Genomic DNA, 26,067 nt, shown 5'->3' with positions numbered 1-26,067 from the left:
AAGGTAATTAACGGAGTGTTGGAGTACTGGAATGTTAACAGCAACAACCTTAAGTGAATTGGAAGACCAAATTCGCAATCGCTACGATGAATTAAGCAAAAGATTACAACAAGTTGCAGCCTATGTATTAGATAATAAAAACAGTGTTGCTTTTGAAACAGTGTCAGCGATTGCCGAACAGGCCAGTGTTCCCCCTTCTACACTGATCCGTTTTGCCAATGCTTTTGGCTATAGCGGGTTCAACGAAATGAAACAACTATTTCGTAGTAACCTGCTAGAAGAGACCTCCAGTTACACCGACCGCGTTCGTCTGCTGAAAGAAATGTCTGGGGATACCGCGCCCCCTGAACGCCCGGCGGATATTCTGCAAGAGTTTGCACGAGCCAATAGCAATGCCATGCATCAGTTGGCGGCTCAAACGCCTGTCGAGCATTTAGACGAAGCGGTCGACACGCTGGCCAATGCCAAAAACATCTACGTGGTGGGTTTAGGTCGCTCTTTCCCGGTGGCTTCTTATCTGGTGTATGCATTACGGCATTTAAGCAAGCGAGCCTTTCTGATTGATGGGCTTGGGGGCATGTTTAAAGAGCAGATGAGCACCATTGAAGATCATGATGTTTTAATTGTGATTAGCTTTTCACCCTATGCGAAAGAGACCACCGCCATTAGCGAGTCGTTAGTGGGTTCAGCCATTAAGCAAATTATTATTACCGATAGCCAAATTAGCCCATTAGCTTCATCAAGCGACATTTGCTTTGTAGTTAAAGAAGCCAAGGTGGATGCCTTTCGCTCTCAGGCGGCGTCATTGTGCTTAGCACAAACCCTGGCGGTTTCGCTGGCGTTTCATAATGCCCCGAGCAAAGCCTAAATAGGTGTTCATAATACAGCTCCACTTTAGGTCGGTGGGAATGGCCAGGAGCGCCGACACGCCGTGGAACCCAATTCGTGGGCGCTCGTATCGCGCACTCCTGCGCTCGGCTAACCTACCCCACTCCCACCTATAGCGCTATTTAGGGCTAACAGCGTTTTCCATAAACAATGCCAGTGATCATCACTGGCATTGTTAATAATGGATTAGTTTAGCTGTGCTTGGCTTGATACTCCGGGCCATTGACCCAAACATGGTCCGGTTCCCAAGTAAAACACCATTTGCGTGAAGGGCCCGCCATCACATTTAAGTAATAGTTGTCGTACCCCGCAATCGTCGCCACCGGGTGATAACCTTTTGGTGCTTTCACCACATCTTTGTTATACACCGCCATACACTGATCCAAAGAGCGGTCATCGGTATAAATGCGTTGTAGACAAAAACCTTGCTCAGGATTAAGCCGATGGTAGTAGGTTTCTTCCAGGTAGGTTTCATGCGGTTCGTTAGCTTGGTCGTGCTTATGGCTGGGGTAAGAACTGGTACAACCCTCATCAGTAAAGACTTCCACCACCAGTAAGCTATCCGCAGGCAGATTATCGGGCAAGATATTATGCACATAACGCCGATTATTCCCGTGCCCTCTCGCTTCGGCCTGAATGTCTTGCGGGGTAATTAACCGGGTGGCGTAGGTTCCTTTGCCAGGTGCCTGACACACCGCCAACTCGAGGGAAGTTAATGCTACAACTTCACAGCTTTCCTGAGCGGACACATAAACCGCATAGGGTTTTTTACGCTCAAAAGGGGACATGCGCTCGCCAATATTTTCGAAGTGGGCTGTTTCTGTTTTAACCGAGGCTTTACCCGCCACCAAGACTAAACAGAGCTCATTGGCGGATGCTGGCAGAGTGAGTTTTTGACCGGGTTTGAGTTCATAAACCTCAAAGCCGACATACTGCCAACCCGCATTCTCAGGGGTGATTTTTTGGGTGCAACCCGCATCATCAGGTGCTTGATACTTTGACAGCAGTGTCGACATACTCTGTTCCTTAATGGGGCCGGCCCCCATTTTGCCAGTTCATTTATACCCATCGCCAATCAAACTGCAGCGGTGTTGGCTGCGCTCTGCCCACTAGCAAATGCTTTGCGGTGATTGGGATGAGCCCAAGTTTTCAATATCTCAATATTATGAAATAAACATTTCAAACTCAATGCTCAATTACTAGAAAATAGTGCGTTGCACGGCTGGATAACGGATTAATCTTGAGAATTATACCGCGATCACAAAAGCCCAATTTATTTCAATAATAAATTGAAATGAAATTTATATTTCATATAGTGCATTCAGATGATAACTAGATTGCAGCAGGCGATGAGTGCAAATACGCCACAACGCCAATGTTTCTCTACGCGAATTGGGAGATGATCCGCTGATGAATACCATAAGAATGACCACGGCACAGGCGTTGGTAAAATTTATGAACCAACAATATGTCGAGTTCGATGGTCAGCAACACAAATTTATTCATGGTGTGCTGACCATTTTTGGTCATGGCAATGTGGTTGGGCTTGGACAAGCACTGGAACAAGATGCAGGCGACCTGATGGTGCACCAAGGCTGTAACGAACAAGGCATGGCCCATATCGCCATGGGGTTTGCCAAACAGCATAAACGTAAGAAAATCTATGCGGTAACCTCATCGGTTGGGCCAGGGGCAGCCAATATGATCACCGCAGCGGCAACCGCAACCGCGAACCGAATTCCGGTGCTGTTTTTACCCGGTGATGTCTTTGCCTGCCGCCAACCGGACCCGGTTCTGCAGCAAGTAGAGCAATATCATGATGCCTCTATCAGCACCAATGACTGCTTTAAACCGGTTTCTCGCTATTGGGATCGCATCTATCGCCCAGAGCAGTTGATGTCCGCCATGCTCAATGCCATGCGAGTATTGACCGACCCGGCTGATACCGGTGCGGTGACTATCTGCCTGCCGCAAGATGTTCAGGGGGAAGCCTACGACTTCCCGGCCTATTTTTTCCAGAAACGGGTTCATCGTATTGATCGCCGCCCCGCCACGGAAACGATGATTGATGATGCCATCCGATTAATCCGCAGTAAGAAAAAACCGCTGTTGATCTGTGGCGGCGGGGTTCGCTATTCCGAAGCCCATGAGGCTTTCCGTCAATTTGCAGAAACCTTCCATATTCCTTTTGGTGAAACGCAAGCGGGCAAAAGCGCCATTGTTTACGATCACCCACTTAACTTGGGTGGCATTGGCACCACCGGCTGCCTGGCTGCCAATCTGATAGCGAAAGAAGCCGATTTAGTGATTGGCGTCGGCACTCGCTTTACCGATTTCACCACCGCGTCAAAATCGCTATTCCAGAATCCTAATGTGGACTTTTTAACCATTAATGTTTCCGAGTTTGATGCCAGTAAACTGGATGCCACATCGGTGGTTGCCGATGCTAAATCTGCGCTGATGGCCATATCCCACAAGTTAAGCGCGGCGGGATATCTCAGTGGTTACCATGGTGAAATCCAACAAGCAAAACAGGCTTGGCGAGCAGAGGTCGCACGCCTGTTTAGCACTCAGATAAACTCCAATTACCAACCCGAAGTGGCAGGACATTTCGATGATGCACTGCGTGAGTATCGTGACGCCCTCAACACAGAATTGACGCAAACCCGGGTCTTGGGCTTGTTGGACCAACATTTGGAAGATAATGCCATTGTGGTGGGTGCTGCGGGGTCACTGCCGGGTGATTTACAACGGCTATGGCAACCGAAAGTCGCGGATACCTACCATATGGAATACGGCTTTTCCTGCATGGGGTATGAAATCGGTGCCGCCATTGGCGCTAAAATCGCCTGTCCTGATCAGCCGGTTTACAGCTTATTGGGTGATGGCTCTTATATGATGCTGCATTCTGAATTACAGACCTCCATTCAGGAAGGGCTGAAGATCAATGTGATTCTGTTTGATAACGCGGCCTTCGGTTGCATTAACAATTTACAGATGAGCCAAGGCATGGGCAGTTTTGGCACTGAAAACCGCTTTCGAGATCCGCAGACCAACAAACTGACCGGGCCATTAGTCCCGGTGGATTTTGCGATGAATGCGCAAAGTTATGGATGCCGAGCCTATCGGGTCTATAACGAAGAGCAACTGATCCATGCGCTGGCGGATGCCAAACAGCAGACCGTATCGACACTGATTGATATTAAAGTGTTGCCAAAAACCATGACCCACGGCTATGAAGCCTGGTGGCGCTGCGGTACGGCGCAAGTGGCCGATAAGCCGGAAATTGAACAAGCTGCCGATGAAATTAAACAGGCGCTAGCCAAGGCTCGTCAGTATTAAATCCCCCTTCAGTTCAAGTGACTTGAACCAGGGTTTCCCCTCCTCTTTCCCACCACCTTACGTGGTGGGTTTATTTCTTGCTCTGCCTTTCTTGCCATTACCTGATCACACAGGAAGAAGACAGCTTCTAGTCCATTGATTTTATTTAATATTAACCATCATTGCGGAATATTTTTTCCATTTACCTATACATTTTAAATTAAAATTCCACGGTGATCACATAATGAAATATTCCTGTATTTTTCAATTGAAAATGAAACAATCATTCCGTATAAACGATTTATTGAAATGATTATGCAATAAGCTGCAAAACGGCAAAAGCGACGGCCTATATATAGCCCAAGCACTGAGAGACTTGAGGAGCGAACGGTGAGTACAGAAAAAAAGTTTGATGTGATTTGCATGGGACGAATCGCTGTTGATTTTTATGGACAGCAGATCGGTGCCCGCCTGGAAGACATGAGCTCCTTCAGCAAATATTTGGGGGGGTCATCCGGTAACGTTGCTTATGGTACCGCCGTGCAGGGGCTGAAATCTTCCATGCTGGCGCGCGTCGGCGATGAGCATATGGGCCGTTTTCTGCGTGAAGAACTGGAACGGGTTGGCTGCGATACCAGCCATTTAATTACCGACAAAGATCGCCTAACCGGTTTGGTCATTCTTGGCATCAAAGATCAAGAGACTTTCCCACTGATTTTCTATCGTGAAAATTGCGCCGATATGGCGATAACCAGAGACGACGTCAGTGAAGAATACATTGCTTCTGCCCGTTGCCTGGCTATTACCGGCACGCACCTTTCTCACCCTAAAACACGTGATGCAGTCATCACTGCCTTGCAATACGCTCGCCGCCACGGTGTAAAAACCGCCTTGGATATTGACTACCGCCCGGTACTTTGGGGGCTGACCTCATTAGGGGACGGTGAAACCCGCTTTATTCAATCAGATGCTGTCACGGAACAACTACAAGAGGTATTAGGCCTGTTTGACCTGATCGTCGGCACCGAAGAAGAGTTCCATATCGGCGGGGGATCAACCGATACCATTGCAGCGCTAAAAACCATCCGTTCCGTAACGCAGGCGGAACTGGTCTGCAAGCGCGGCGCGTTAGGTTGCTCGGTCTTTACGGGTGAGATCCCTGATGAGCTGGACCAAGGGATCACGGTCTATGGCGTGCGCGTTGATGTGCTGAATGTCTTAGGGGCTGGGGATGCCTTTATGTCTGGCCTGCTGCGTGGCTACTTAAGTGGTGAGGGCTGGGAAACAGCCTGTGCTTACGCCAATGCCTGTGGTGCCCTGGTGGTTTCTCGCCATGGCTGTGCCCCCGCCATGCCGACCAAAGTGGAACTGGATAACTACCTACTACGGGCGCAGCAAGTGAAGCGCCCAGACCTGGATCCTGAGCTAAACCATCTCCATCGCGTCACGACACGTAAATCCCCAGAGCGTAATGAACTCTGTGTACTGGCCTTTGATCACCGCATTCAATTTGTTGATATGGCGCGGCAAGCAGGGGCGGATATCGCGCGCATTAGCCCCCTTAAACAACTGATTTTACAAGCCAGCCAGGAAGTGGCCGTTGAAGCTGGATTGGACCAAGGTCAGGCAGGCCTGCTGTGTGACAGCACCTTTGGCCAAGAGGTATTAAATGCCGTGACGGGTCAGGGGTGGTGGATTGCTCGCCCGATTGAATTACCCAGTTCACGTCCACTCAAGCTTGAACATGGCAATATCGGCTCACAACTGGTCAGTTGGCCGCTTGAGCATATCGTGAAATGCCTAGTGTTCTTTAACCCAGAGGATGATCACCACCTCCGTTTACAGCAAGAGCATCAAATTCAAGAAGTTTATCAAGCCTGTTGCCAGTCCGGGCATGAGTTGTTGCTGGAAGTGATTTTACCCGCAGGGACCAAACAAGACGACGCCCTGTATCTACGTGCGCTGCAACGCTTTTATAACCTCGGGATCAAACCCGATTGGTGGAAACTGCCACCATTGGCAAAAGCCAGTTGGGGTGCCGTATCTGCCTTGATAGCTGAGCGCGATGCTTACTGCCGCGGGGTGGTGATTCTTGGCTTAGATGCCCCACAAGAACAATTACAACACGCATTTTCACAAACTGCCGGGCAAAGCATTGTGAAAGGGTTTGCTGTTGGTCGCACGTTATTTGGCGAACCTTCACGTGCCTGGTTAGCCGGCCAGATAGATGATCAAACGCTGATTCATAAAGTGAAAACCAATTACCACAACTTAATCACACTATGGCGCCAACGTGGCGAAAAATAGTGCCAGCACAGGAGAATTTTGATGAGTGTTCAACTAGGTATCAACCCGCTCACTTGGACTAATGACGACATGCCAACATTGGGGGCAGAAACTTCGCTAGAAACCTGTTTAAGCGAAGGGAAGCAAGCCGGGTTTAGCGGCTTTGAGCTGGGGAATAAATTTCCACGTCAGGCAAGCTTATTAGGCCCCATCTTGGCCAGGCATGATCTTAAACTGGTATCAGGCTGGTATTCCATGGAACTGTTGACCCGCAGTGTTGAAGAAGAGATTGTGGCGGTCCAAAACCACCTGACCTTGTTACGTGAACTCGGTGCCAAAGTGATGGTCGCTTGTGAAGTAACGGGTTGTATCCATGGCGCGCAAGACATCCCGGTCCATTTACGCCCGCTTTTCCCTGCCGAGCGTTGGCAAGAATATGGCCGCAAACTGACCGAGTTTGCTCAATATACGCAAAGCCAAGGGGTACAAATTGCCTATCACCACCATATGGGCACGGTGATTGAAACTGCAGAAGATATTAATAACTTAATGAAACATACCGGGCCAGAAGTGGGGTTACTGTTAGACACCGGGCACATTACTTTCGCCGGAGGCGACCCAGTCACTGTGGCACAGAACTGGTCTGAGCGTATTAACCACGTGCATTGCAAAGATATCCGCCAAGAGGTGCTGGCGGATGTGAAAAACCGCAAATTGAGCTTTCTCGATTCGGTGCTTGAAGGGGTTTATACCGTTCCCGGAGATGGCTGCATCGATTACCCGGCGGTATTTAACGTACTTAAAAACGTCAATTACAGCGGCTGGTTAGTGGTTGAAGCCGAACAAGACCCAGCCATTGCCCATCCGCTGACCTATGCCACCTTGGGTTACAACAATTTATACAAGTTTGCTAACGAAGCAGGGCTGTTTGATCTTACCCAGCAATAGTTCTGTACCTTTAACCAGAAGCGCCTTTTTTAGGCGCTTCTGGTGACTGCCTAACATTGGATATCTCTACCATTTGCCATCACTTGATAGAGCTAGGTGTTGCATCCCCCAGTCTGCATAATCGACAAACAGTGCTACTATGCTGCATCCCGTAAAAATATATACTCTAAATAATTCGAGATGCTTGTAGGCAGCCAGCGATGGAATCCCCAGGAGCATAGCTGACTATGTGACTGGGGTGCAATGAGCGCAGCTAACACCCAAGCAACTTGAAGTATGACGAGTATATACCCATGAGTCATTGCTGATGCCAACTGAAAACCAACCACTAAAAGATGTCATGCTCGCTTTCCAGATCATCCCAAGACTGAAAGAAGGCAACAACTTCGAGGTGGTCGATAAAGCTATCGAAGTTGTAAAAGCTTCGGGTGTGCCATTCCAAGTGAGTGCAATGGAAACCACCATGAGAGGCGAGCTAAACCAGCTATTAGAGATTGTCAAAGACGCACAACAAGCGTGCTACCAAGCTGGTGCTGTTGAGGTTATTACAAACATTAAAATTCATAGTAAAACTGAACTGGCAACCGACACTTTCTGTACCTATAACAGAGGCGTCACCAAAGCTAATCATATGTTTATGGATGATTAGCTTCCTTGTTAGGCGTTTCTGGTTGCTCATTTATCTGCCGGTGGTTTGACACCGTAACCGGCGTGCAATAATACTTTTGTACATAATTCCAAGAAACCAGATTTACTCAGATCGTTCTTGGCATCGTTAGTTCGCCAGGCGCAAATCACAAAAGATGATTCGCGTGAACTCTCTCTGACCAACAGAATCAGATGATTGGCATAGTGGCGATGACGACCAACCCGATTTCTACAAGGCTCATATATACACAAAATAATTCGAGTTGCCTGTAGGCGGCAACTGAGCGAATCCCTGGGAGCATAGCTAACTATGTGACTAGGGTGAACGAGGGCAGCCAACACCCAAGCAACTTGAAGTATGACGAGTATAGAAATCGGGTAACCGCCGCTAGGTTAACTAATTACCTGATTTTTCCTTGGTAATCGGCTTACCTTGTTGATCATAGGTAAAAAACTCATCAGTCTGATAATTAATAAAGGTATAAGTGGCTTCCTGCGCATCTTGTATTAAGCTGTAGGTGCGAATCGAAATGTCCTTAAATTGTGCCACAACTTTATTTTTAGGGGTGATCAGCTGATATCCTTCACTTGTTTCGACCAGCGCTGTTCCACCCTGAAAAAAGTTGGCGCCTTTGTACATCATAGGGATAACTAACTTACCCTGAGTGTTGATATAGCCATACTGGCCATCTTCACCTTGTACAGCAGCCAGGCCGTTGGAGAACGACTTGATATTCTGATAGCCACTGAGATCGAAATTAACTTTTTTGGCCTGACGATCAACGTAATATGATTTATCCTGCTTATCGATTACCGGCATTAAGCCATCTTTACCAAAACTCATTTCGGAAGGCAGTTGCGCATAGGATTTAGCATTAAGCCGAACCCCATCGGCATTATAGATATCGAAGTTATGATAAATATAAACATTATCGTTTTCAATGGCGTAATAAGGGGTATTGCCCTCTTTTTTCGTCGTTCTCATTTCATGCCGCACAATGATATTATCACCATCAACATAAAAGTCATTAAAATCACCATGGAGGATCTGTTTATTATCGCTCTGACGGTAGACCTCGTAACGGCGGATATTACGCTTATCATCGAAGTTAGAAGCAATAAACAGTGACCCAGCCACTTCAATATCGTGGTACTTTAATGGCAATAAAATTTGATGAGTTTGTATATTGACTAAGCCTTGAATGAAATTATTATTTCGTTCTTTATTAACAATGAGGAACTTATCTTTAATTATCTCTTCATTCATAATATAAAATGGTTGCAGCTCCAGTTTTTTAGCTGTTCGGTTCAGTAAATAAACTTTCCCGTCGTTATAATCACCCTTAGCGCCAACAGCATAGTAGTAGTCTCCTACTTGCCTATCTAACCGAATATACTGAGGAGGGATCAACCAATTCCCTTGCTCATCGACTAAACCATATAGCGGTTTTTCTGATTCGTTAGCAGCGACAGCCAGACCGTTGTTATATGCGGTGTCTGGCATGGTTAGTGTAAAGTTGTAAGTATACTTTTTTGCCTCAGGCTTGAGGAAAACGGTTACTGAAGCTGGCTCCCCATGAAACCGATAAGATGCCGTATATTTAGGCGGATGTGCCTTGTTGGCCTCTTTTTTTGAAGGGTAGTTGTTGGCCAGATACTTTATCAAACTGTCACGTTCGGTAATTTTATCGTTGTCCAGTTGCTTAATGGCATCAGTAAAATACTGATGTAGCTTATCAACGTAGTAAGCATTGTTGTAATAAGATGATGATCCAGCATCCTTCAGGGGCTCGCCGTTTTTATCAATGGCTTCGACGTGAAGAATATTTTTGTACATGGCTTCTGGCATGGTCAGCGTCACTTCGCGCCCATTGATTGACACCAGACTGTTCTCATTCTGACTCGCGTTATCTTTGGTATTAAAGTCAAAATGCTTAACAGAATCCGGTAATGTATAGGTTGCCACCATATCAACTGAGACGACCCTTCCGGCACTGGCAACTTTAATCTCCCCCATGTTTATGACTTCTGCCGGTAATGCAGATGAACCATCTTTAAAGTGAACCCGTTCAATCATTATTGTTACCGGTTCATAGTCAAAAACCTCGTAATCGGCGGAGAGCTTAGAAAAATCATAGCTCCTGAAATTCGTTGAAACATAAGAGGACTTACCTGCAATTTGTTGACGTGGCTCCAGCGAATCAAAATACTGATTAAACAAGGTCTCGAAAGCTGATGCTGACATCGGAGTAAACTTAGATGTATGCTGGACCTTGTTATCATCCTCTGCTGAACCAACAGATAGACGTATCGAATTAAATTTTTGAACGGATTCTAGTTCTTCAATTTGCTCATTGAGCATGATTTTTATCTGAGGCAGCGTTTTGCCTTTAAATGACTCTTGGAACAGGGCTTCTATTTCTGCTTTGGAAGGCTCCGCTGAGGCTGACTCTGTTTGAGTCGGTTCTATAATTTCAGGCCCAGCCATCACACTAGCGGAACATAACAACCCGAGAGCCAGTAATAACGATTTTAGGGAGAAAGCGGATAATAAAATTTTGTTATTCATTTAGTCGCAACACTCACAGGTTTAAACCGATAGATATGATTGAGCACTCAAGGCATCATTGACAGAAATAATACGCTTACTCAGTGCAATATCAACGTCAAGTTCGTGCCGTCTGTTGAGTGTGCCGATGATCGCTGAGGTTCTTGGGGAACGCCGAGGCATACTTTATATACGCCATGTTTGTTAGGTTTTGGGCTCAATGAATCGACCGATAACTCGCATTAAAACGTTTAGCTAAAACAATCATTCTGCGGATGGCTCTTCCCGGCGACGAGGAACTATCGGCATATCAGGTGAGGTGCCGCCGAGCGAAGCCAGCCTTTTTGCTGCCTGCACCCGAACAAACGTTTTCATCGCTTCACGGAAAATATCTGCCTTATCCATATCTGGGTCGGCCATTTCCAATGCCTGTGCATACAGCGCATCATCAATCGTGACTGTAGTTCGCATAATATCCCCCTTGATTCATATAATGATGACAACATACATCAAAAAAAGAATCAAAGTACAAAATGGCATCTAAATCGATCACGGTTTGGCACGTATCGTCGATGCCCCCATTACAACCGCGAAGATGAGCACGCGGCGAACCTCGCCGGTAGCCGGGTTAATGCTGGAGACCATCGGACCGCCAGAAGTCGATAAAGCACTTTTTGCCGACATGTTGCTTCTGGCGCATTGAGAGACTCCACGCTTTTAACCATTCACGGTAGCAGCGACAGATATACGCCATGTTTGTTAGGTTTTGGAGTCGGCATAATGCCCATAATGTACTACCAATCTGTACTACCTGCTACAACAGCCACAGGTTGGGTTATCGATTGGAAACATCACTAAACCAATAAGTTACTGAGCCAAAAAACAAAAAACCCCGCCGAAGCGAGGGTCTGAAATCTTGGAGCGGGTGAAGGGAATCGAACCCTCGTATAGAGCTTGGGAAGCTCTCGTTCTACCATTGAACTACACCCGCTTTGGTGTGCGACTGGCATTATAACTGGTTATACGCATCGAGCAAGCGAAGAAAGTAGATAACTGCCGATATTTTAGGCGGTTAATCATCATTATTTTGGCTGTCTGCGTAAATAAAAACCGGCACCATTACTGGCACCGGTTTAGATTGCACTTATGCTGACCATCGCTTGAAAAAGTCAGAATGCCGTGCTTAGTGTTACTTGCTTGGGCGCATCGCCGGGAACAGGATCACATCGCGGATGGTGTGGCTGTTGGTCAGTAACATTACCATGCGGTCAATACCAATCCCCAAACCTGCCGTTGGCGGCAAACCATGTTCCAGCGCGGTAACATAATCTTCGTCGTAGAACATCGCTTCGTCATCACCAGCATCTTTGGCAGTAACCTGGTCAGCAAAACGTTGCGCCTGATCTTCCGCATCATTCAATTCCGAGAAACCATTACCAATTTCACGGCCACCGATAAAGAACTCGAAACGATCAGTAATTTCCGGGTTCTCGTCGTTACGGCGTGCCAGTGGAGAAACCTCCGCTGGATACTCGGTAATAAAGGTCGGCTGGATCAGATGACTTTCTGCGGTCTCTTCAAAAATCTCGGTTACCACACGGCCCAAGCCCCAGCTCTTCTCAACTTTAATACCGATAGACTCGGCAATAGCCACCGCTTTGCTCATCTCGTTCAGGTCATCGAGATTGGTCTCAGGGCGGTATTTTTTGATCGCCTGCGTCATGGTCAGCTTTTCAAACGGCTTGCCGAAATCAAACACCACATCGCCATAAGGCACTTTGGTGTCACCCAGCACATCTTGCGCCAAGGTGCGGAACAGGGATTCCGTCAGCTCGATCAAGTCTTTGTAATCCGCATAGGCCATATAGAGTTCCATCATGGTGAACTCTGGGTTATGACGTGGGGAAACCCCTTCATTACGGAAATTACGGTTGATTTCGAACACCCGCTCAAAGCCGCCCACCACTAAACGCTTCAGGTAAAGTTCTGGGGCAATACGCAGATACATATCAATATCCAGCGCATTATGGTGGGTAATAAACGGACGGGCAGCAGCACCACCCGGTATCACTTGCATCATGGGGGTTTCGACTTCCATAAAGCCTCTATCCACCATAAAGTTACGCACCGCCGCCATCACTTGTGAGCGAATTTTAAAGGTGTTGCGTGACTCTTCGTTAGCGATCAAGTCCAGATAACGCTGACGATAACGGGTTTCCTGATCCGCCAAGCCATGGAACTTATCTGGTAACGGGCGCAGCGCTTTAGTCAGCAGGCGCAATTCAGTACAGTGGATAGACAGTTCGCCCGTCTTGGTTTTGAACAGCTTACCCCGTGCGCCAAGGATATCCCCCAGATCCCACTTTTTGAACTGTTCGTTATAAATCCCTTCAGCCAGATCATCACGAGCCACATAAAGCTGAATACGCCCGCCAACATCCTGCAGCGTAACAAAAGAGGCTTTACCCATGATGCGGCGGGTCATCATACGGCCCGCAACCGTCACTTCGATGCCTAAAGATTCCAGCTCTTCGTTTTCTTTGCTGTCATAGGCGGCGTGCAATTGATCTGATGTGGTATCGCGACGGAAATCATTCGGGAACGGGAGGCCGTTCTCGCGCAGTGCGGCAAGTTTTTCACGGCGCGCCTGCAACTCGTTGTTCAGATCCAACGCCTGCTCGGCGCCTTGTGGTTGTTGCTCAGACATTTCTGTTCCTCATAACCCGGCTTTCAAACTTGCCTCAATGAATTTATCCAGGTCGCCATCCAGTACGGCCTGCGTATTACGTGTTTCTACGTTGGTGCGCAAATCTTTGATGCGGGAGTCGTCCAGCACATAAGAGCGGATCTGGCTGCCCCAGCCGATATCAGATTTGCTATCTTCCAGCATCTGTTTATCGGCATTTTTCTTTTGCATCTCGTATTCATACAATTTGGCGCGCAGTTGTTTAAACGCCTGATCTTTGTTTTTATGCTGTGAGCGGTCGTTTTGACACTGCACCACAATGTTGGTTGGCAGGTGGGTAATACGCACCGCCGACTCGGTTTTGTTAACGTGCTGCCCACCCGCACCAGAAGCGCGGTAAACGTCAATACGCAGATCCGCCGGATTGATATCAATATCGATATCGTCATCCACTTCAGGGTAGATAAACACTGAGCTGAACGAGGTGTGGCGGCGGCCACCGGAGTCGAATGGGCTTTTACGTACCAGGCGATGCACGCCAGTTTCAGTACGCAACCAGCCAAAGGCATAATCACCGATAATCTTGATGGTGGCCGACTTCAGGCCAGCAACATCACCATCAGACTCTTCAATTACTTCAGTTTTGAAGCCTTTTGCTTCCGCCCAACGCAGATACATACGCAGCAACATGCTTGCCCAGTCTTGCGCTTCAGTGCCGCCAGAACCGGCCTGAATATCCAGGTAGCAATCGGCGCTGTCGTACTCACCAGAGAACATGCGGCGGAATTCCAGTTGATCAAGCTTGACGCTGAGCTGTTCGAGCTCAACCACCGCTTCATCAAAGGTTTCTTCATCTTCTGCTTCAACTGCCAGTTCCAATAGGCCGGTGACGTCTTCACAGCCCTGTTGCAGTTGGTCGATGGTTTCTACAATGGCTTCCAGCGCCGAGCGCTCTTTACCCAATGCCTGTGCACGCTCTGGCTCGTTCCAGACGTCTGGCTGCTCCAGCTCGGCGTTAACCTCTTCTAGGCGTTCTTTCTTGGCATCATAGTCAAAGATACCCCCTGAGAACGGCGGTTCGCTCAGACAGGTCTTGAATACGGTTTTTTACCGGATTAATTTCAAACATGATTTTTAGCGTTCTTACGTTGATGTCGTCGATGGCGAAATGCCATTGGAACCGCTAATTCTAACGGATCCGATGGCCAGTTTATAGCAGGTTGGTCAGTTTTTGTCGGGCTATCACGCCAATGGCCACAGATGCTGGATCAGCAACTGCACATTACGATTGCCACGGAACTCATTCACTTCCAGTTTGTAGGCGATTTCCGCTTGCTTGATGCTGTTATCAGGCCACTGCGTGGTATCGATATTAAAGGCGATACCATCCAGCAACGGGCCACCCCCCAGCGGCTCCACCATCAGCTTGAGGTGTTTTTCCCCCACCAGCCGTTGCTGTAAAATGCGGAACTTGCCGTCAAAAACCGGCTCGGGAAAGGCTTGCCCCCAGGGGCCCCCTTCACGCAGTAACTCGGCGGTATCCAGTGTCAGTTCCTGCATTGCCAATTCACCATCAGACCAGACGACGCCTTCCAGCATCGCCGGATCGAGCCACTCCCCCACCAGTTCGCCAAAGCGCTGGCGAAACTCATCAAAGCGGGCCTCTTCCAGCGATAACCCAGCCGCCATGGCATGGCCGCCGAATTTCATCATCAGGCCGGGGTGCAACATATCGAGCCGCTCCAGCGCATCACGTAGATGCAACCCGGCCACTGAACGGCCAGAGCCTTTGAGGATGCCTTCCCCTGCTGGTGCAAAAGCGATTACCGGGCGGTGAAAACGCTCTTTGATACGGGAAGCGAGGATCCCCACCACCCCTTGGTGCCACTCCGGGTGATACATTGCCAAGCCGTAAGGTAACTCTGTGGTGGTTTGCTCCAGTTGAGAGCACAGCGCCAGGGCTTCCACTTGCATACCCTGTTCAATATCGCGGCGGGTCAAGTTAAGCGCGTCCAAGTCACTCGCCAACATGCGCGCCTGGGCAATATCATCACTGAGCAACAGCGCCACCCCAATCGACATGTCGTCCAAACGCCCTGCTGCGTTCAACCTTGGGCCAAGCACAAAACCCAAATCGTTGGCTGCTAACTGACGTGCATCACGGTTGGCGACTTCCAGCAAGGCGCGAATGCCTGGGCGACACTTACCGGCACGGATACGATTTAACCCTTGATAGACCAGAATGCGGTTGTTGGCATCCAATGGCACCACATCTGCCACGGTGCCTAACGCCACCAGATCGAGTAAATCGGCCAGATTGGGTATCCCCAGGCACTGTTGTTCGAACCAACCGCTATCACGCAATCGGCTACGTAGCGCTAGCATCAGATAGAACGCCACGCCCACCCCTGCCAAAGACTTGGAGGGGAAATCACAACTGGCCAGGTTTGGGTTAACAATCGCTTCGGCGGCGGGTAACGTTTCCCCTGGCAAGTGATGATCAGTGACCAGCACCTGCATCCCTTTAGCGTGAGCTGCGTCAACGCCAGCATGGGAGGAGATACCGTTATCCACGGTGATGATAAGCTCAGCCCCCCGTGTGGCGACTTGCTCCACCACTTCCGGGCTTAAACCATAGCCATCTTCAAAACGGTTAGGCACTAAATAGTCAACGGCGCTACCGCCCATACTGCGCAGGGCTAATACCGTGAGCGCGGTGCTAGTAGCACCATCAGCATCAAAATCCCCCACCACCATAATGCGCTGGCGCTGCGTCAAGGCCTGCTGCAGCAGGGTGACCGCCGCCTCAATACCGCCCAACTGTTGCCAAGGCAACATGCCTTTGACGCTGCGTTCCAGTTCTTGCTCCCCCTGAACGCCACGCAACGCATATAAGCGGCGCAACAAAGGGGGGAGGCTGGCAGGTAAATCGCGACTATCTGCCGCCTTGCGGCGGCGTAATTGGGTTTTAATACTCACTGAAGTTTATTTCGCCGCCATTGAAGCAGCGTGAGCATCCAGCATGGCGAGCATCTCTTTCGGCCCTTGATAACCTGGGACCATCTCGCCATTTTGTAAAATGATCGCAGGTGTCCCTTGAATACCAAACTGCACCCCTAACTGATAATGTTTGGCAATATTGATCTTGCAGGTTGCCGGAGAGATGGGGTCGCCTTTAATGGCAGCGTCGAAGGCTTTATTCTTATCGGCGGTACACCAGATGGACTGCATGTCTTTCTCAGCTTGAGAGTTCAACCCCTGACGTGGAAATGCCAGATAACGCACCGTGATGCCCAGGTCGTTATACTCTTTCATTTGCTCATGCAGCTTATGGCAGTAACCGCAGGTGATATCAGTAAACACGGTAATGACATGCTTTTCCTTCGCTGCTTTAAAGACTATCATTTGGTCTTCCAGCGCGGTCAGTTGGGCCATTAACAGTTGATTGGTCACATTAACCGGCTGTTTACCGCTAACATCATATAACGGCCCCTGTAGGATGTATTTACCATCTTCGGTAACATATAACGCACCGCTTTCGGTCAGTACGGTTTTGACCCCAGCAATAGGCGAAGATTGGACATCCGCCTGTTTGATGCCCAGGCTACCCAGTGCTTTTTGAATTGCTGCATCATCAGCATGAGCTACACCGGTTACCGAAGCGGTCAGTAAAGAGAGCAGCAATAAACTTTTTTTCATTCTTTCCATCCTTCCACTTTTTATCCTTCCAGAGTCCGCGTTTCAAGCGCGCGGGTGGTGCTGTTGATGTAGCTGTTTCAATCTTTCAGTGGCTACATGTGTATAAATTTGCGTTGTTGAGAGGTCGCTGTGCCCCAATAACATCTGTACGACACGCAGATCAGCCCCATGGTTCAGTAAATGGGTGGCGAAGGCGTGGCGCAAGACGTGTGGCGACAAGCGCTCACTATCAATACCTGCTAGAGTCGCATAATGTTTGATGCGATGCCAGAATGTCTGGCGGGTCATTTGCTGGCTTCGGCTACTGGGGAACAACACATCGAGCGTCTGGCCGTTCAACATCCAGGGTCTACCGTACTCCAGGTAGTTTTCAATCCAGTATACCGCCTCTTCCCCCAAGGGAACCAAGCGCTCTTTATTACCTTTACCAATGACGCGTACCACCCCTTGGCGCAAGCTGACATCACCGATGTTCAAACCCACCAGCTCTGACACCCGCAAACCTGTCGCATACAGCACTTCAAGCATCGCCTTATCACGCAACTCCAGAGGTTGATCAACACAAGGAGCTTGCAGCAACGCTTCTACCTGCGCTTCACTCAGATCTTTTGGCAAGCGCTGCGGTAATTTGGGTGAGGCCAACAATGCGGTGGGGTCATCCTCCCGCAATTTTTCACGGTTAAAATATTGATACAAACGGCGCATCGCACTGAGCAAACGAGCGGAACTGGTGGCCTTATAGCCCCCTTCAACCCGATCAGCAAGAAAAGCCTGCAGATCCAGCGCTTGTGCCTGCAAAAAACTACTGTGAGTGGCAGCCAACCAGCCTGCCAAGGCCTGCAAATCCAGCCGGTAGGAAACCAGGGTATTTTCTGCCAGATTGCGTTCAAGCCACAGCGCATCCAGAAATTGCTCAATCAGTGCGCTATCTTGGTGTTGCATGTGTCTCTCTCTTTGTTATACCCGTCGCCATTCAAGCTGCAGGGTTGTTGGCTGCTTTCACTCCCCCCAGTCACTTACTGGTGTAAGCTCCTGGGGACTCGCTCTGTTGCCGCCTACCTGCAACTCGAATGAACTTGGGTATAGGTTTAACCCCGTTGGCAATCAAGTATACTCGTTACCATTCTACACCCAGCACCTTAAGTGACTTAAACATGAAGATCGGTCTATTTTATGGCTCCAGCACCTGCTACACCGAGATGGCAGCAGAGAAAATCCGCGACATCCTGGGAGAGGAACTGGTTGAACTGCACAATCTGAAAGAGGTTTCCCCCAAGTTAATGGAGGATTACTCCGTGCTGATCCTCGGTATTCCAACCTGGGATTTTGGTGAGTTGCAAGAAGACTGGGAAGCTATCTGGCAGCAACTGCCGGAGTTAGATCTGAAAGGCAAAATTGTTGCTCTTTACGGCATGGGCGATCAACTGGGTTACGGTGAATGGTTTCTTGATGCACTGGGGATGCTACATGATCAGTTGGCCCCCATCGGGGTGCAGTTTATAGGTTTCTGGCCAACGGCAGGCTTTGAATTCACCAGCCCCAAACCGCTCACTGCGGACGGGCAATACTTTGTCGGTCTGGCACTGGATGAAGTCAATCAGTATGAGATGAGCGAACAACGCCTAGAACAATGGTGTGAACAGATCCTGCTGGAGATAGATGCGTTGCTGTAAGGAGATTGGGCGCAATCATGCGCCCAGTAGTAAGGTTACTTCCACAATCTGAAATTGCTTTCATCCTTGGTAGCAGGTTCTTCAAGCGTGGCTTCAGTAACTGCTTCCGCTTCAGGCTGCGCAATGTCTTCCGCTACCGTGACATCTTCAGGGGCTGCAACCTCTTCTGACACTGCGGGTCCTTTAGCTACGGCAGGATTCCCCTTCAACCGAGTCGGGTCAGCCACCAGATACCAATCCAGTTTACGCGTCAGCAACATAATCGCCGCCAACACCACAAACAGCAGTACCGAGCCCAACACCAGCGAGTTATCTTCTGACTGTAGCAACAGAAACAACACGCCATACAGCGATAACAAGCCAACAGCAAACAGCATTCCCCACAGCTTGCTACGCAATACCGCGCAGAGGTAGAAAGCAATCAAACCACTACAAGCGATACTTCCCAGTAAATAGGCCACGTCAAAACCGACATGTTCCGAAAACGCCAGCAAGATCAGGTAAAACAGCACCAGCGCCGCACCTACCAACAGATATTGGATCGGGTGGACCCGTAGCCCGGTCAGGGTTTCAAACAGGAAGAACGACATAAACGTTAAGCCAAGAAACAGCATCGCATACTTCACTGCACGGTCAACTAACTGATAATGATCCACCGGTTCGATAAAGCTGGTGGTAAACGTCGGTAGTTTATCCTGGTAATCAGACGCGTCATTGCCGATAGAAACACTTTTCAGGTGGAGCACACTATTAATATTATTGGCAAACCAAGTACTGCTCCAATGGGCGCTGAAACCTTTCTCCGTCACTTTGCGTTCATCAGGCAAGAAATCACCTAAAAAGTTAGGATGTGGCCAGTTACTTTGCAGTGTCAGTTGCGAATTACGCCCCAGAGGGACTAATGACAACCGACTGGTACCAGCTAGCGTCAGGGTAAAGCTCGCTTCTAACCCTTGGGCTTGTAAAACATCCAGTGACAACGGGGCACTGAGGCCTTGAGTAAGCCCATTGACCCCGGTACCTGGCTCGAATGTTCCCTGCTGTGTACCACTCAGTGGTGAAATAGCTTTGATTCCGCGGGAGTCACTTAACGACACCATCAAAAATGGCTGGCCCATCTTCACATGACTCTGCTGCAACTCCTGCAAGTTGGGCGGGGTAAATTTCACCTGAAATTCTAATGGGCCTTGATAGACTTGGGTCTGATAGATCCCCAGTTTACGTACATCAACATTGGGTGTGCCGTTAACCTGTAACGATTCCGGTAACACAAATAATTGACGCTGGCTTTCCAGTACAAACTCGACCCCATTCTCATCTTTTCTCTCTTCACTGACGGTATAAGGGATCACAATCAACGGCCCGAGGATCTTCTGTGCCCGGCTAGTGCTTTCACTCACCTGGCTGATCACACTCTGACGATAGCCACTACGTTCTTCGATGGCATCTCTTAACAGGGATACCGGGAACATCATCAGGATCATTAACCCCAATAATGTGGTGATTTTCCAAAATAACACCGATTTAAACATTGCTGCATTCTCCTTGTAGACGATGACGCAACAATAAAACCGGCAAGTGAAATCAGAATGTGGTTATGTGAAGAGCAGGTGAAGTTAGATCATTAAAGTGAAAATTGCGGCAACACCGGAGGGTTGTAGATTGTGCAAACGGATACTGCCATGGTGCAAACGCGCTACTTCTTGCACAAAGTTAAGCCCCAGACCACTACTTTTGGGTTTATCGGCGCGGGCCAGGGAGTAGAAGCGTTCAAAAACTTTATCGAGGGCATAATCAGGAATACCGCTGCCAGTATCGCTAATCGTCAGTTGATACTGCTGTTCCAAACGCACCCCGTCAACGCTGATAGAGCCACCCGCCGGGGTGAAATCCAAGGCATTATCCAACAGGTTGCTTAACGCTTGCCCGAGCAGGAACGCATCCCCAGTCACCGTTACCTCAGGTAACGCCCCCACGGTGATAGTAATACCGCGCTGCGCCGCCGGTGCTTCCTTAGTAGCCAGTACTTGTTGCACTAATGGCACCAATGCCACAGGAGCCAACTCCAAACCGGGGCGGCTTTCCAAGCGTGCCTGAACCAGCAATTTATCCACCAGTTGTTGGATGCGCGCACTCTGCTGTTCAATGTTGGTGAGGAAACGTTTTGCGGTCTCTGGCGGTGGTAACTCCTGCAACAACTCCGCTGCACCACGGATCGCCGCCAGCGGGCTTTTCAATTCATGCGTCAGGGTATGCACATACTGTTCAATATAGGCTTTACCCTCAAGTTTGATACGCATACTTTCTAGAGCCCGCGCCAACTGGGCCAATTCAACACTGCCCATTCTGGGTAGTGAAACCGCCTCGCTCTTCGCCACCCCATTGGCATAACGCACCAGGCGGTTAATTGAACGGTTGATCCACCAGACGAACCCGAGGCCAATCGCCAAGGCAATCCCCAGTAACATCGCCCCCGCCAATAAAATACGCCGCTCACTACGGCGGATCACTGGCACCATGGCGCTATTGGGTTTACCGACACTGAGCACCCCGATAATCTGCCCTTGTTCTATCACCGGGGCCGCCACATACATCACTGAGCTGTTTTCATCATCCGCGATGGTGCGTGTACTGCGCGCACCGTATTGACCACGTAATGTCAAATAGACATCATTCCAGCGGGAATAGTCTTGCCCCAGCGCCAGACCTTGCGAGTCAAAAATAACCTTGCCGCGCACGTCAGTAAGATAGACACGATATTCATTACGATCTTTACGAATACCGGCAATATTCGCGCCAATCGGCCTCTGATTAAGCTGGCCAAGAGCTTGTGCTAATTGGCCCTGGGCCACATCGCCGCGTTTCATATCCAAACGGGCCACTTGCGCCAGCAGATTGGCGGTATCCACCAGGGTGCCTTCAGTAGCGCGCCGCACGCCGGGCTTCACCTCCTGGACAAAAATGCTCAGGACAAAGTAACCCGCTATCGCCACAATCAGAAAATAGCCCAATAGTAAGTGCAGGCCAATCCTCATGGCTGACGGCTCACGCTGTAACCTAAACCCCGATGGGTATGGATCGGCGGCTCCCCGGCATCAATAGCACGCAATTTGGCGCGCAACGTTTTGATATGGGTATCGACAGTACGATCCAGGCTCTCTTCTGCCTGAGCCCAAACGATATCCATCAATTGCTGGCGTGAAAACACCCGCCCCGGGGCCAACAGCAAGGTTTTCAATAATAAGAATTCATAGCGGGTTAACTGTAAGGGCTGTTGGTGATAACAGATCAAGGCCCCTTCTTCATCCAGAGTAAAAGCGCCAAAATGATAGTGTGTTGGCTGTTGCAGGCGCTGCTGCTTTTGCAGCCGCCGCAAAATAGTACGCACCCGTGCGCTAACCTCGCGGGGGAAAAAGGTTTAGCAACATAGTCATCCGCACCAATTTCCAAACCGATTAGGCGATCGAGCTCATCACTGCGTGCGGTAAGAAATAGAATAGGTAAATCCTCTGCCTGCGCCAGCAAGCGACGGCAAAGTTCAAAACCATTGATATCAGGCAACCCCACATCAAGAATAGCCAGTGCCGGTACGCCTTGCGGCAAAGCCTGTAATGCAGGCTCACCACGGTCAAACCAACGTACCTGAAAACCTTCACTCTCCAGGGTGTAGATCAAGGTATCTGCAATGCTGGGTTCGTCCTCTACCAACCAGAGCAGTGGTTTCATTACTTATCCTCGTCAAACGTCACTTGCGGGTATAACAGCTGTTGGTACAGATGACGCCACTCCCCATGACTTAAGGCATCTGAGGCCAACCATAGCTTACAGCGTTTCTTACCATTGGCCTGCTGCAGTGAGAGTAAAACCCCGAACCTCAGCATCCAGGCTTTTTTCACGATCAGCCATTCCTCTCCTTGCCACTCAATCCTGCGTTCTGCCAGCAAGCGCAACTCTCCTTTTCTTGAGGCAATACGCTTCTGGCTGCGGATACATTCAAACACCACCAAGGTCACCAACACCAGCCAGATCAGGCTATAATTTACTGGCCAAGGTGAGATCAATATCAATAAAATCAATGCACCATGCATTAACAGTGAAAAGCATTGGGTTCGCCAGGAAACCCGGACATTACATCGCCACAAAGCCACGGTCTTTATTTCGCGTCTGAATCAGTGAAACCATTCTCTGCAGTTCTTGATCCTGCGGAGCGCCATTATTCATTAGCCAATTCAACAAATCCGGGTCATCGCACTCAAGCAGACGGATGAACAGCGCTTTGTCTTTATCATTCAGCGTGTCGTATTCATACTCAAAAAACGGCATGATTGAGAGATCCAACTCGCGCATACCACGGCGGCAAGCCCAGTGAATGCGTGCTTTATTGTTAATATCCATGCTGTTATCACTCACCTCTTATCAGCTATGCCCGTCATCATTCAAACAGTATTGCAGCAATGTGGGTATCGCCCCAAATTGCGCTAAGATGGCATAGAGTAACAATTTGACACACTTTGCGGAAAGGGTATTTGCCAAACAATGAGAAAAATCTTAAAAAACCCTACGCCATAATAACTGTTTGCAAAGCCCGCCATCTCTTTTACCATGGTATTCATCCTTCAGGTAAGCTATACCTAAACTCATGTCAGCTACAACCCTCTGACAATTCGCCTATTAACGGACAGAAAGTATCAATACGCAGCAGGAAGTGATTATGACGCCCAACATGCCTTTTCCCTCCCATCCACCTTGTGCCTCCATCCATCTGCCACTGGCGCTGATCTCATTGGAAGATTGGGTGCTGGTGCAGCTCAATGGCCCCGATACGGTGAAATACCTGCAAGGGCAGGTGACGGCGGATATCAGCAAATTAGCGGCCGACCAACATGTTCTTTGTGGCCATTGTGATGCCAAAGGCAAAATGTGGAGCAACCTGCGTTTATTTCACCGTGGTGAAGGTTTCGCTTATCTTGAACGTCGCAGTGTGCTGGAAAGCCAACTGGCGGAAATCAAAAAATACGCTGTCTTTTCCAAAGTGACCATCGCTGCTGACGATCAAGCGGTATTGCTCGGTGTGGCGGGCGCTGAGGCACGTGCCACTTTGGCGACTATTTTTGCGACTTTACCTGATGCTGAGCATCAAGTGGTGCAAGACGGGGATACCACGTTATTGCATTTTGCGCTGCCCGCAGAGCGCTTTATGTTAATCACCACCGCTGAGTTCGCCAACCAGATCACCACACAATTGAGTGGGCAGGCTGAATTAAACGATAGTCGCCAATGGTTGCTACTGGATATTGAAGCCGGTTACCCAGTGATTGATGCGCCAAACAGTGGGCAACTGATCCCCCAAGCCACCAATCTGCAGGCACTGGCGGGCATCAGTTTTAGTAAAGGGTGTTACACCGGGCAGGAAATGGTGGCTCGCGCCAAGTTCCGTGGTGCCAATAAACGCGCCATGTATTGGTTGGCAGGCACCGGCAACGCTGCTCCGCAAGCGGGTGACGAGCTGGAACTGAAGCTGGGTGACAACTGGCGGCGTACCGGCACCGTGCTGGCGGCGAGCCATCAGGCTGATGGCGCGCTCTGGGTTCAAGTGGTGATGAATAACGATCTGGCGGCTGACAGCGAACTGCGGGTGCGTGGCGATGCCGAGAGTCAGCTGAGCATCAAGCCACTGCCCTATTCACTGGCAGAAGGGCAGTAAAAGCATCGCCCCAGACGAACAGCATGTTGCCTGGGGCTATCTGAGAAGATTAAACATATAAATAGATCGCCAGAAAATGGCAGACGCTACCACCAAGGACAAAACCGTGCCAAATCGCGTGACCAAAGCGAAAACGCTTGGAGGCATAGAAAATCACCCCGAGTGTATACACCACCCCACCCACTGCCAGCAAAGTGACGCCGCCAACGGCTAAGCGGGTGGCTAATTGATAGATCACAATCAGCGACAACCAGCCCATAGTGAGATAAGTCACCAACGATAACACTTCAAACCGGTGCGCAAACGCCAGTTTAAAAATCACCCCCAGCAGCGCTAAGCCCCAGATTACCGCCATCAGCCCCCGCGCCAGGGGCGAATCCAGCCCCACCAGCAAGAACGGTGTATAAGTACCAGCAATCAGCAGGTAAATCGCACAGTGGTCAAACTTTTTCAGCCAGTGCTTGGCCCGTTGATGCGGAATGGCATGATACAGCGTGGAAGCTAAAAACAGCAGGATCATACTGCCGCCATACAGGCTATAACTGGTGATCGCTATTGCATCGGCACCACTCCCCACTGCCTGTATCAGCAGTAAAACCAACCCGACAATACCAAAAACCAAACCAATGCCATGACTAACGCTGTTAGCGATCTCTTCAGCCCATGGGTAAGTTTTGGCAGGCTGTTTACTCACCTCGTTTTTTACTTCAACCATTATCTCCATCGCTCCTTGAAATCCGCATCCATGCAGCCACAGAATGTGAGCTGCTAGCGGAATAAATTGTGCAAAATCACTACAGATCAGCTTAACCAACAATGATTCCAGTGTACACGTGTACGCTCAAATAAACTGTGAACGCATGTAACACCGGGTCAACATCGAAATCTATAGTTCATTCAGCTACAATCAGCGGGTTTTTTATACCCGAGCTCATTCAAGTTGCAGATGAGCAGCTACTTGGATATTCCCTTTTTTGCCCACCTCGAGGTCCGTACCATGTCATCTGCTGTGCCAGTATTAAATTTTGGTTCCATGACACAAGTTATTCAGTTCCTGATGGAGATCGATAAACTAAAAAGCGTTCAGCGCCGTACCAAGGTGCTGGGTACGCAGCGCCAGGAAAACTCCGCTGAACATAGCTGGCACTTTGCGGTTGCGGCATTCAGCCTGGCACCTTATGCCAGTAAAGAGGTGGATATTCAGCGCGTGATCCAGATGGCATTGCTGCATGATATTGTTGAAATCGATGCGGGGGATGTCTTCGTCTATGACCTGAGTGCCCGGGCGGAGATCCATGATCAAGAGGTCGCAGCAGCGAAACGGCTCTTCGGCCTGCTACCTGAACCGCAGCGTGAACAGTTCACTGCTTTATGGCAAGAATATGAAGAGGGCAGCAGCGCCGATGCACGTTTTGCGTTCATGCTGGATCGCGCAATGCCCATGCTGATGAACCTGCATAATCAAGGCCAGAGCTGGATAGAAAATAACGTCAGTCTCAGTCAGGTGTTAGAGCGTAATGGCGTGATTGGCGATATTCACCCGGAGCTATGGCAACACTTACTGCACCATCTGCAGGAGGCTCAGCGCAAAGGTTGGTTGAAATAGCCATAACGGAAGAGGGCCGAGGCCCCCTTCCCTGCGATAATGTCAGGCCCGAGTCTTCGG

At 49.3% G+C, this 26,067-nt stretch carries 22 protein-coding genes, 1 tRNA gene and 1 pseudogene; 8 read left to right on the top strand and 16 right to left on the bottom strand.

Features of this window, described 5'->3' with window-relative positions; genetic code table 11:
• The first annotated feature begins 31 nt into the window (after positions 1-31).
• Positions 32-868, top strand: a complete 837-nt coding sequence (locus tag ACX9GV_RS03260; RefSeq protein WP_023489809.1) for a MurR/RpiR family transcriptional regulator — start codon at positions 32-34, stop codon at positions 866-868.
• A gap of 211 nt (positions 869-1,079) precedes the next feature.
• Here the strand turns inward: ACX9GV_RS03260 and iolB are convergent, their stop codons facing one another.
• A complete protein-coding gene (iolB, locus tag ACX9GV_RS03255) occupies positions 1,080-1,904 on the bottom strand; it encodes a 5-deoxy-glucuronate isomerase (protein ID WP_473197028.1) in 825 nt (274 codons plus the stop codon).
• Positions 1,905-2,298: 394 nt separating this feature from the next.
• Here iolB and iolD point away from each other — a divergent pair, with 394 nt between their 5' ends.
• The 4 genes from iolD (at position 2,299) to ACX9GV_RS03235 (ending at position 8,092) form a co-directional block, all read left to right on the top strand.
• Entirely contained in the window at positions 2,299-4,230 is a 1,932-nt protein-coding gene (gene iolD / locus ACX9GV_RS03250; protein ID WP_473197027.1) for a 3D-(3,5/4)-trihydroxycyclohexane-1,2-dione acylhydrolase (decyclizing), read from the top strand.
• 369 nt (positions 4,231-4,599) lie between these two features.
• The gene (locus ACX9GV_RS03245) at positions 4,600-6,516 is read left to right on the top strand and encodes a bifunctional 5-dehydro-2-deoxygluconokinase/5-dehydro-2-deoxyphosphogluconate aldolase (RefSeq protein ID WP_473197026.1); all 1,917 of its coding nucleotides are present in this window, start codon (positions 4,600-4,602) and stop codon (positions 6,514-6,516) included.
• A 21-nt stretch (positions 6,517-6,537) separates the two neighbouring features.
• Entirely contained in the window at positions 6,538-7,443 is a 906-nt protein-coding gene (gene iolE / locus ACX9GV_RS03240; RefSeq protein WP_473197025.1) for a myo-inosose-2 dehydratase, read from the top strand.
• A gap of 307 nt (positions 7,444-7,750) precedes the next feature.
• Entirely contained in the window at positions 7,751-8,092 is a 342-nt protein-coding gene (locus ACX9GV_RS03235; protein ID WP_037384759.1) for a thiamine-binding protein, read from the top strand.
• A 396-nt stretch (positions 8,093-8,488) separates the two neighbouring features.
• On the opposite strand, the gene ACX9GV_RS03230 is transcribed toward ACX9GV_RS03235, so the two are convergent.
• The 9 genes from ACX9GV_RS03230 to xerD all read right to left on the bottom strand — a co-directional run bounded on the left by ACX9GV_RS03230 (position 8,489) and on the right by xerD (position 17,966).
• Positions 8,489-10,660, bottom strand: coding sequence for a WG repeat-containing protein (locus ACX9GV_RS03230; RefSeq protein ID WP_473197024.1), 2,172 nt, complete (start codon positions 10,658-10,660; stop codon positions 8,489-8,491).
• 243 nt (positions 10,661-10,903) lie between these two features.
• Positions 10,904-11,110 carry a type II toxin-antitoxin system VapB family antitoxin gene (locus ACX9GV_RS03225; RefSeq protein ID WP_037384937.1) on the bottom strand — a complete coding sequence of 69 codons (207 nt, stop codon included), beginning with the start codon at positions 11,108-11,110 and terminating at the stop codon, positions 10,904-10,906.
• 78 nt (positions 11,111-11,188) lie between these two features.
• Positions 11,189-11,323: a hypothetical protein gene (locus tag ACX9GV_RS03220; RefSeq protein WP_473197023.1), complete on the bottom strand. Its 135-nt coding sequence runs from the start codon at positions 11,321-11,323 to the stop codon at positions 11,189-11,191.
• 233 nt (positions 11,324-11,556) lie between these two features.
• Positions 11,557-11,630, bottom strand: a tRNA-Gly gene (locus ACX9GV_RS03215).
• Between the two features lie 198 nt (positions 11,631-11,828).
• Positions 11,829-13,346 (bottom strand): lysine--tRNA ligase, encoded by a 1,518-nt coding sequence (gene lysS / locus ACX9GV_RS03210; protein ID WP_023491451.1) that lies wholly within the window; start codon positions 13,344-13,346, stop codon positions 11,829-11,831.
• A gap of 9 nt (positions 13,347-13,355) precedes the next feature.
• A protein-coding gene (gene prfB / locus ACX9GV_RS03205; protein ID WP_473197022.1) for a peptide chain release factor 2 occupies positions 13,356-14,454 on the bottom strand; the annotation gives its coding sequence in 2 pieces (ribosomal slippage) (positions 13,356-14,378 and positions 14,380-14,454; 1,098 coding nt in all).
• Positions 14,455-14,567: 113 nt separating this feature from the next.
• The gene (gene recJ / locus ACX9GV_RS03200) at positions 14,568-16,304 is read right to left on the bottom strand and encodes a single-stranded-DNA-specific exonuclease RecJ (protein ID WP_473197021.1); all 1,737 of its coding nucleotides are present in this window, start codon (positions 16,302-16,304) and stop codon (positions 14,568-14,570) included.
• Between the two features lie 6 nt (positions 16,305-16,310).
• Complete coding sequence (dsbC, locus tag ACX9GV_RS03195; RefSeq protein ID WP_023491446.1) at positions 16,311-17,024, bottom strand: bifunctional protein-disulfide isomerase/oxidoreductase DsbC; 714 nt, start codon at positions 17,022-17,024, stop codon at positions 16,311-16,313.
• A 42-nt stretch (positions 17,025-17,066) separates the two neighbouring features.
• On the bottom strand, positions 17,067-17,966 hold the full coding sequence (gene xerD, locus ACX9GV_RS03190; protein ID WP_473197020.1) for a site-specific tyrosine recombinase XerD: 900 nt from the start codon (positions 17,964-17,966) through the stop codon (positions 17,067-17,069).
• 212 nt (positions 17,967-18,178) lie between these two features.
• On the opposite strand from xerD, the gene fldB reads away from it, so the two are divergent.
• Positions 18,179-18,697: a flavodoxin FldB gene (gene fldB / locus ACX9GV_RS03185; protein ID WP_473197019.1), complete on the top strand. Its 519-nt coding sequence runs from the start codon at positions 18,179-18,181 to the stop codon at positions 18,695-18,697.
• A gap of 35 nt (positions 18,698-18,732) precedes the next feature.
• Here the strand turns inward: fldB and creD are convergent, their stop codons facing one another.
• From creD to sdhE, 5 genes and pseudogenes are all read right to left on the bottom strand, one after another.
• Positions 18,733-20,229, bottom strand: a complete 1,497-nt coding sequence (gene creD, locus ACX9GV_RS03180; protein ID WP_473197018.1) for a cell envelope integrity protein CreD — start codon at positions 20,227-20,229, stop codon at positions 18,733-18,735.
• An 84-nt stretch (positions 20,230-20,313) separates the two neighbouring features.
• Entirely contained in the window at positions 20,314-21,732 is a 1,419-nt protein-coding gene (gene creC / locus ACX9GV_RS03175; RefSeq protein ID WP_473197017.1) for a two-component system sensor histidine kinase CreC, read from the bottom strand.
• A pseudogene (gene creB, locus ACX9GV_RS03170) lies at positions 21,729-22,423 on the bottom strand (two-component system response regulator CreB). The gene creC and the pseudogene creB overlap by 4 nt, the downstream one beginning before the upstream one ends.
• A complete protein-coding gene (locus tag ACX9GV_RS03165; protein WP_473197016.1) occupies positions 22,423-22,845 on the bottom strand; it encodes a protein YgfX in 423 nt (140 codons plus the stop codon). The pseudogene creB and the gene ACX9GV_RS03165 overlap by 1 nt, the downstream one beginning before the upstream one ends.
• Positions 22,826-23,092 carry an FAD assembly factor SdhE gene (gene sdhE / locus ACX9GV_RS03160; RefSeq protein ID WP_023491437.1) on the bottom strand — a complete coding sequence of 89 codons (267 nt, stop codon included), beginning with the start codon at positions 23,090-23,092 and terminating at the stop codon, positions 22,826-22,828. The genes ACX9GV_RS03165 and sdhE overlap by 20 nt, the downstream gene beginning before the upstream one ends.
• 316 nt (positions 23,093-23,408) lie before the next feature.
• On the opposite strand from sdhE, the gene ygfZ reads away from it, so the two are divergent.
• Positions 23,409-24,401 carry a tRNA-modifying protein YgfZ gene (gene ygfZ / locus ACX9GV_RS03155; RefSeq protein WP_473197015.1) on the top strand — a complete coding sequence of 331 codons (993 nt, stop codon included), beginning with the start codon at positions 23,409-23,411 and terminating at the stop codon, positions 24,399-24,401.
• A 49-nt stretch (positions 24,402-24,450) separates the two neighbouring features.
• On the opposite strand, the gene trhA is transcribed toward ygfZ, so the two are convergent.
• Positions 24,451-25,116, bottom strand: a complete 666-nt coding sequence (gene trhA, locus ACX9GV_RS03150) for a PAQR family membrane homeostasis protein TrhA (protein ID WP_023491434.1) — start codon at positions 25,114-25,116, stop codon at positions 24,451-24,453.
• A 282-nt stretch (positions 25,117-25,398) separates the two neighbouring features.
• Between trhA and ACX9GV_RS03145 the strand changes: the two genes are divergently transcribed.
• Complete coding sequence (locus ACX9GV_RS03145) at positions 25,399-26,007, top strand: HD domain-containing protein (RefSeq protein ID WP_473197014.1); 609 nt, start codon at positions 25,399-25,401, stop codon at positions 26,005-26,007.
• Positions 26,008-26,067 lie beyond the last annotated feature (60 nt).

It is taken from the genome of Serratia sp. 25CWL12, assembly GCF_055790885.1.
This window is presented reverse-complemented; position numbering and strand designations above follow the sequence as displayed.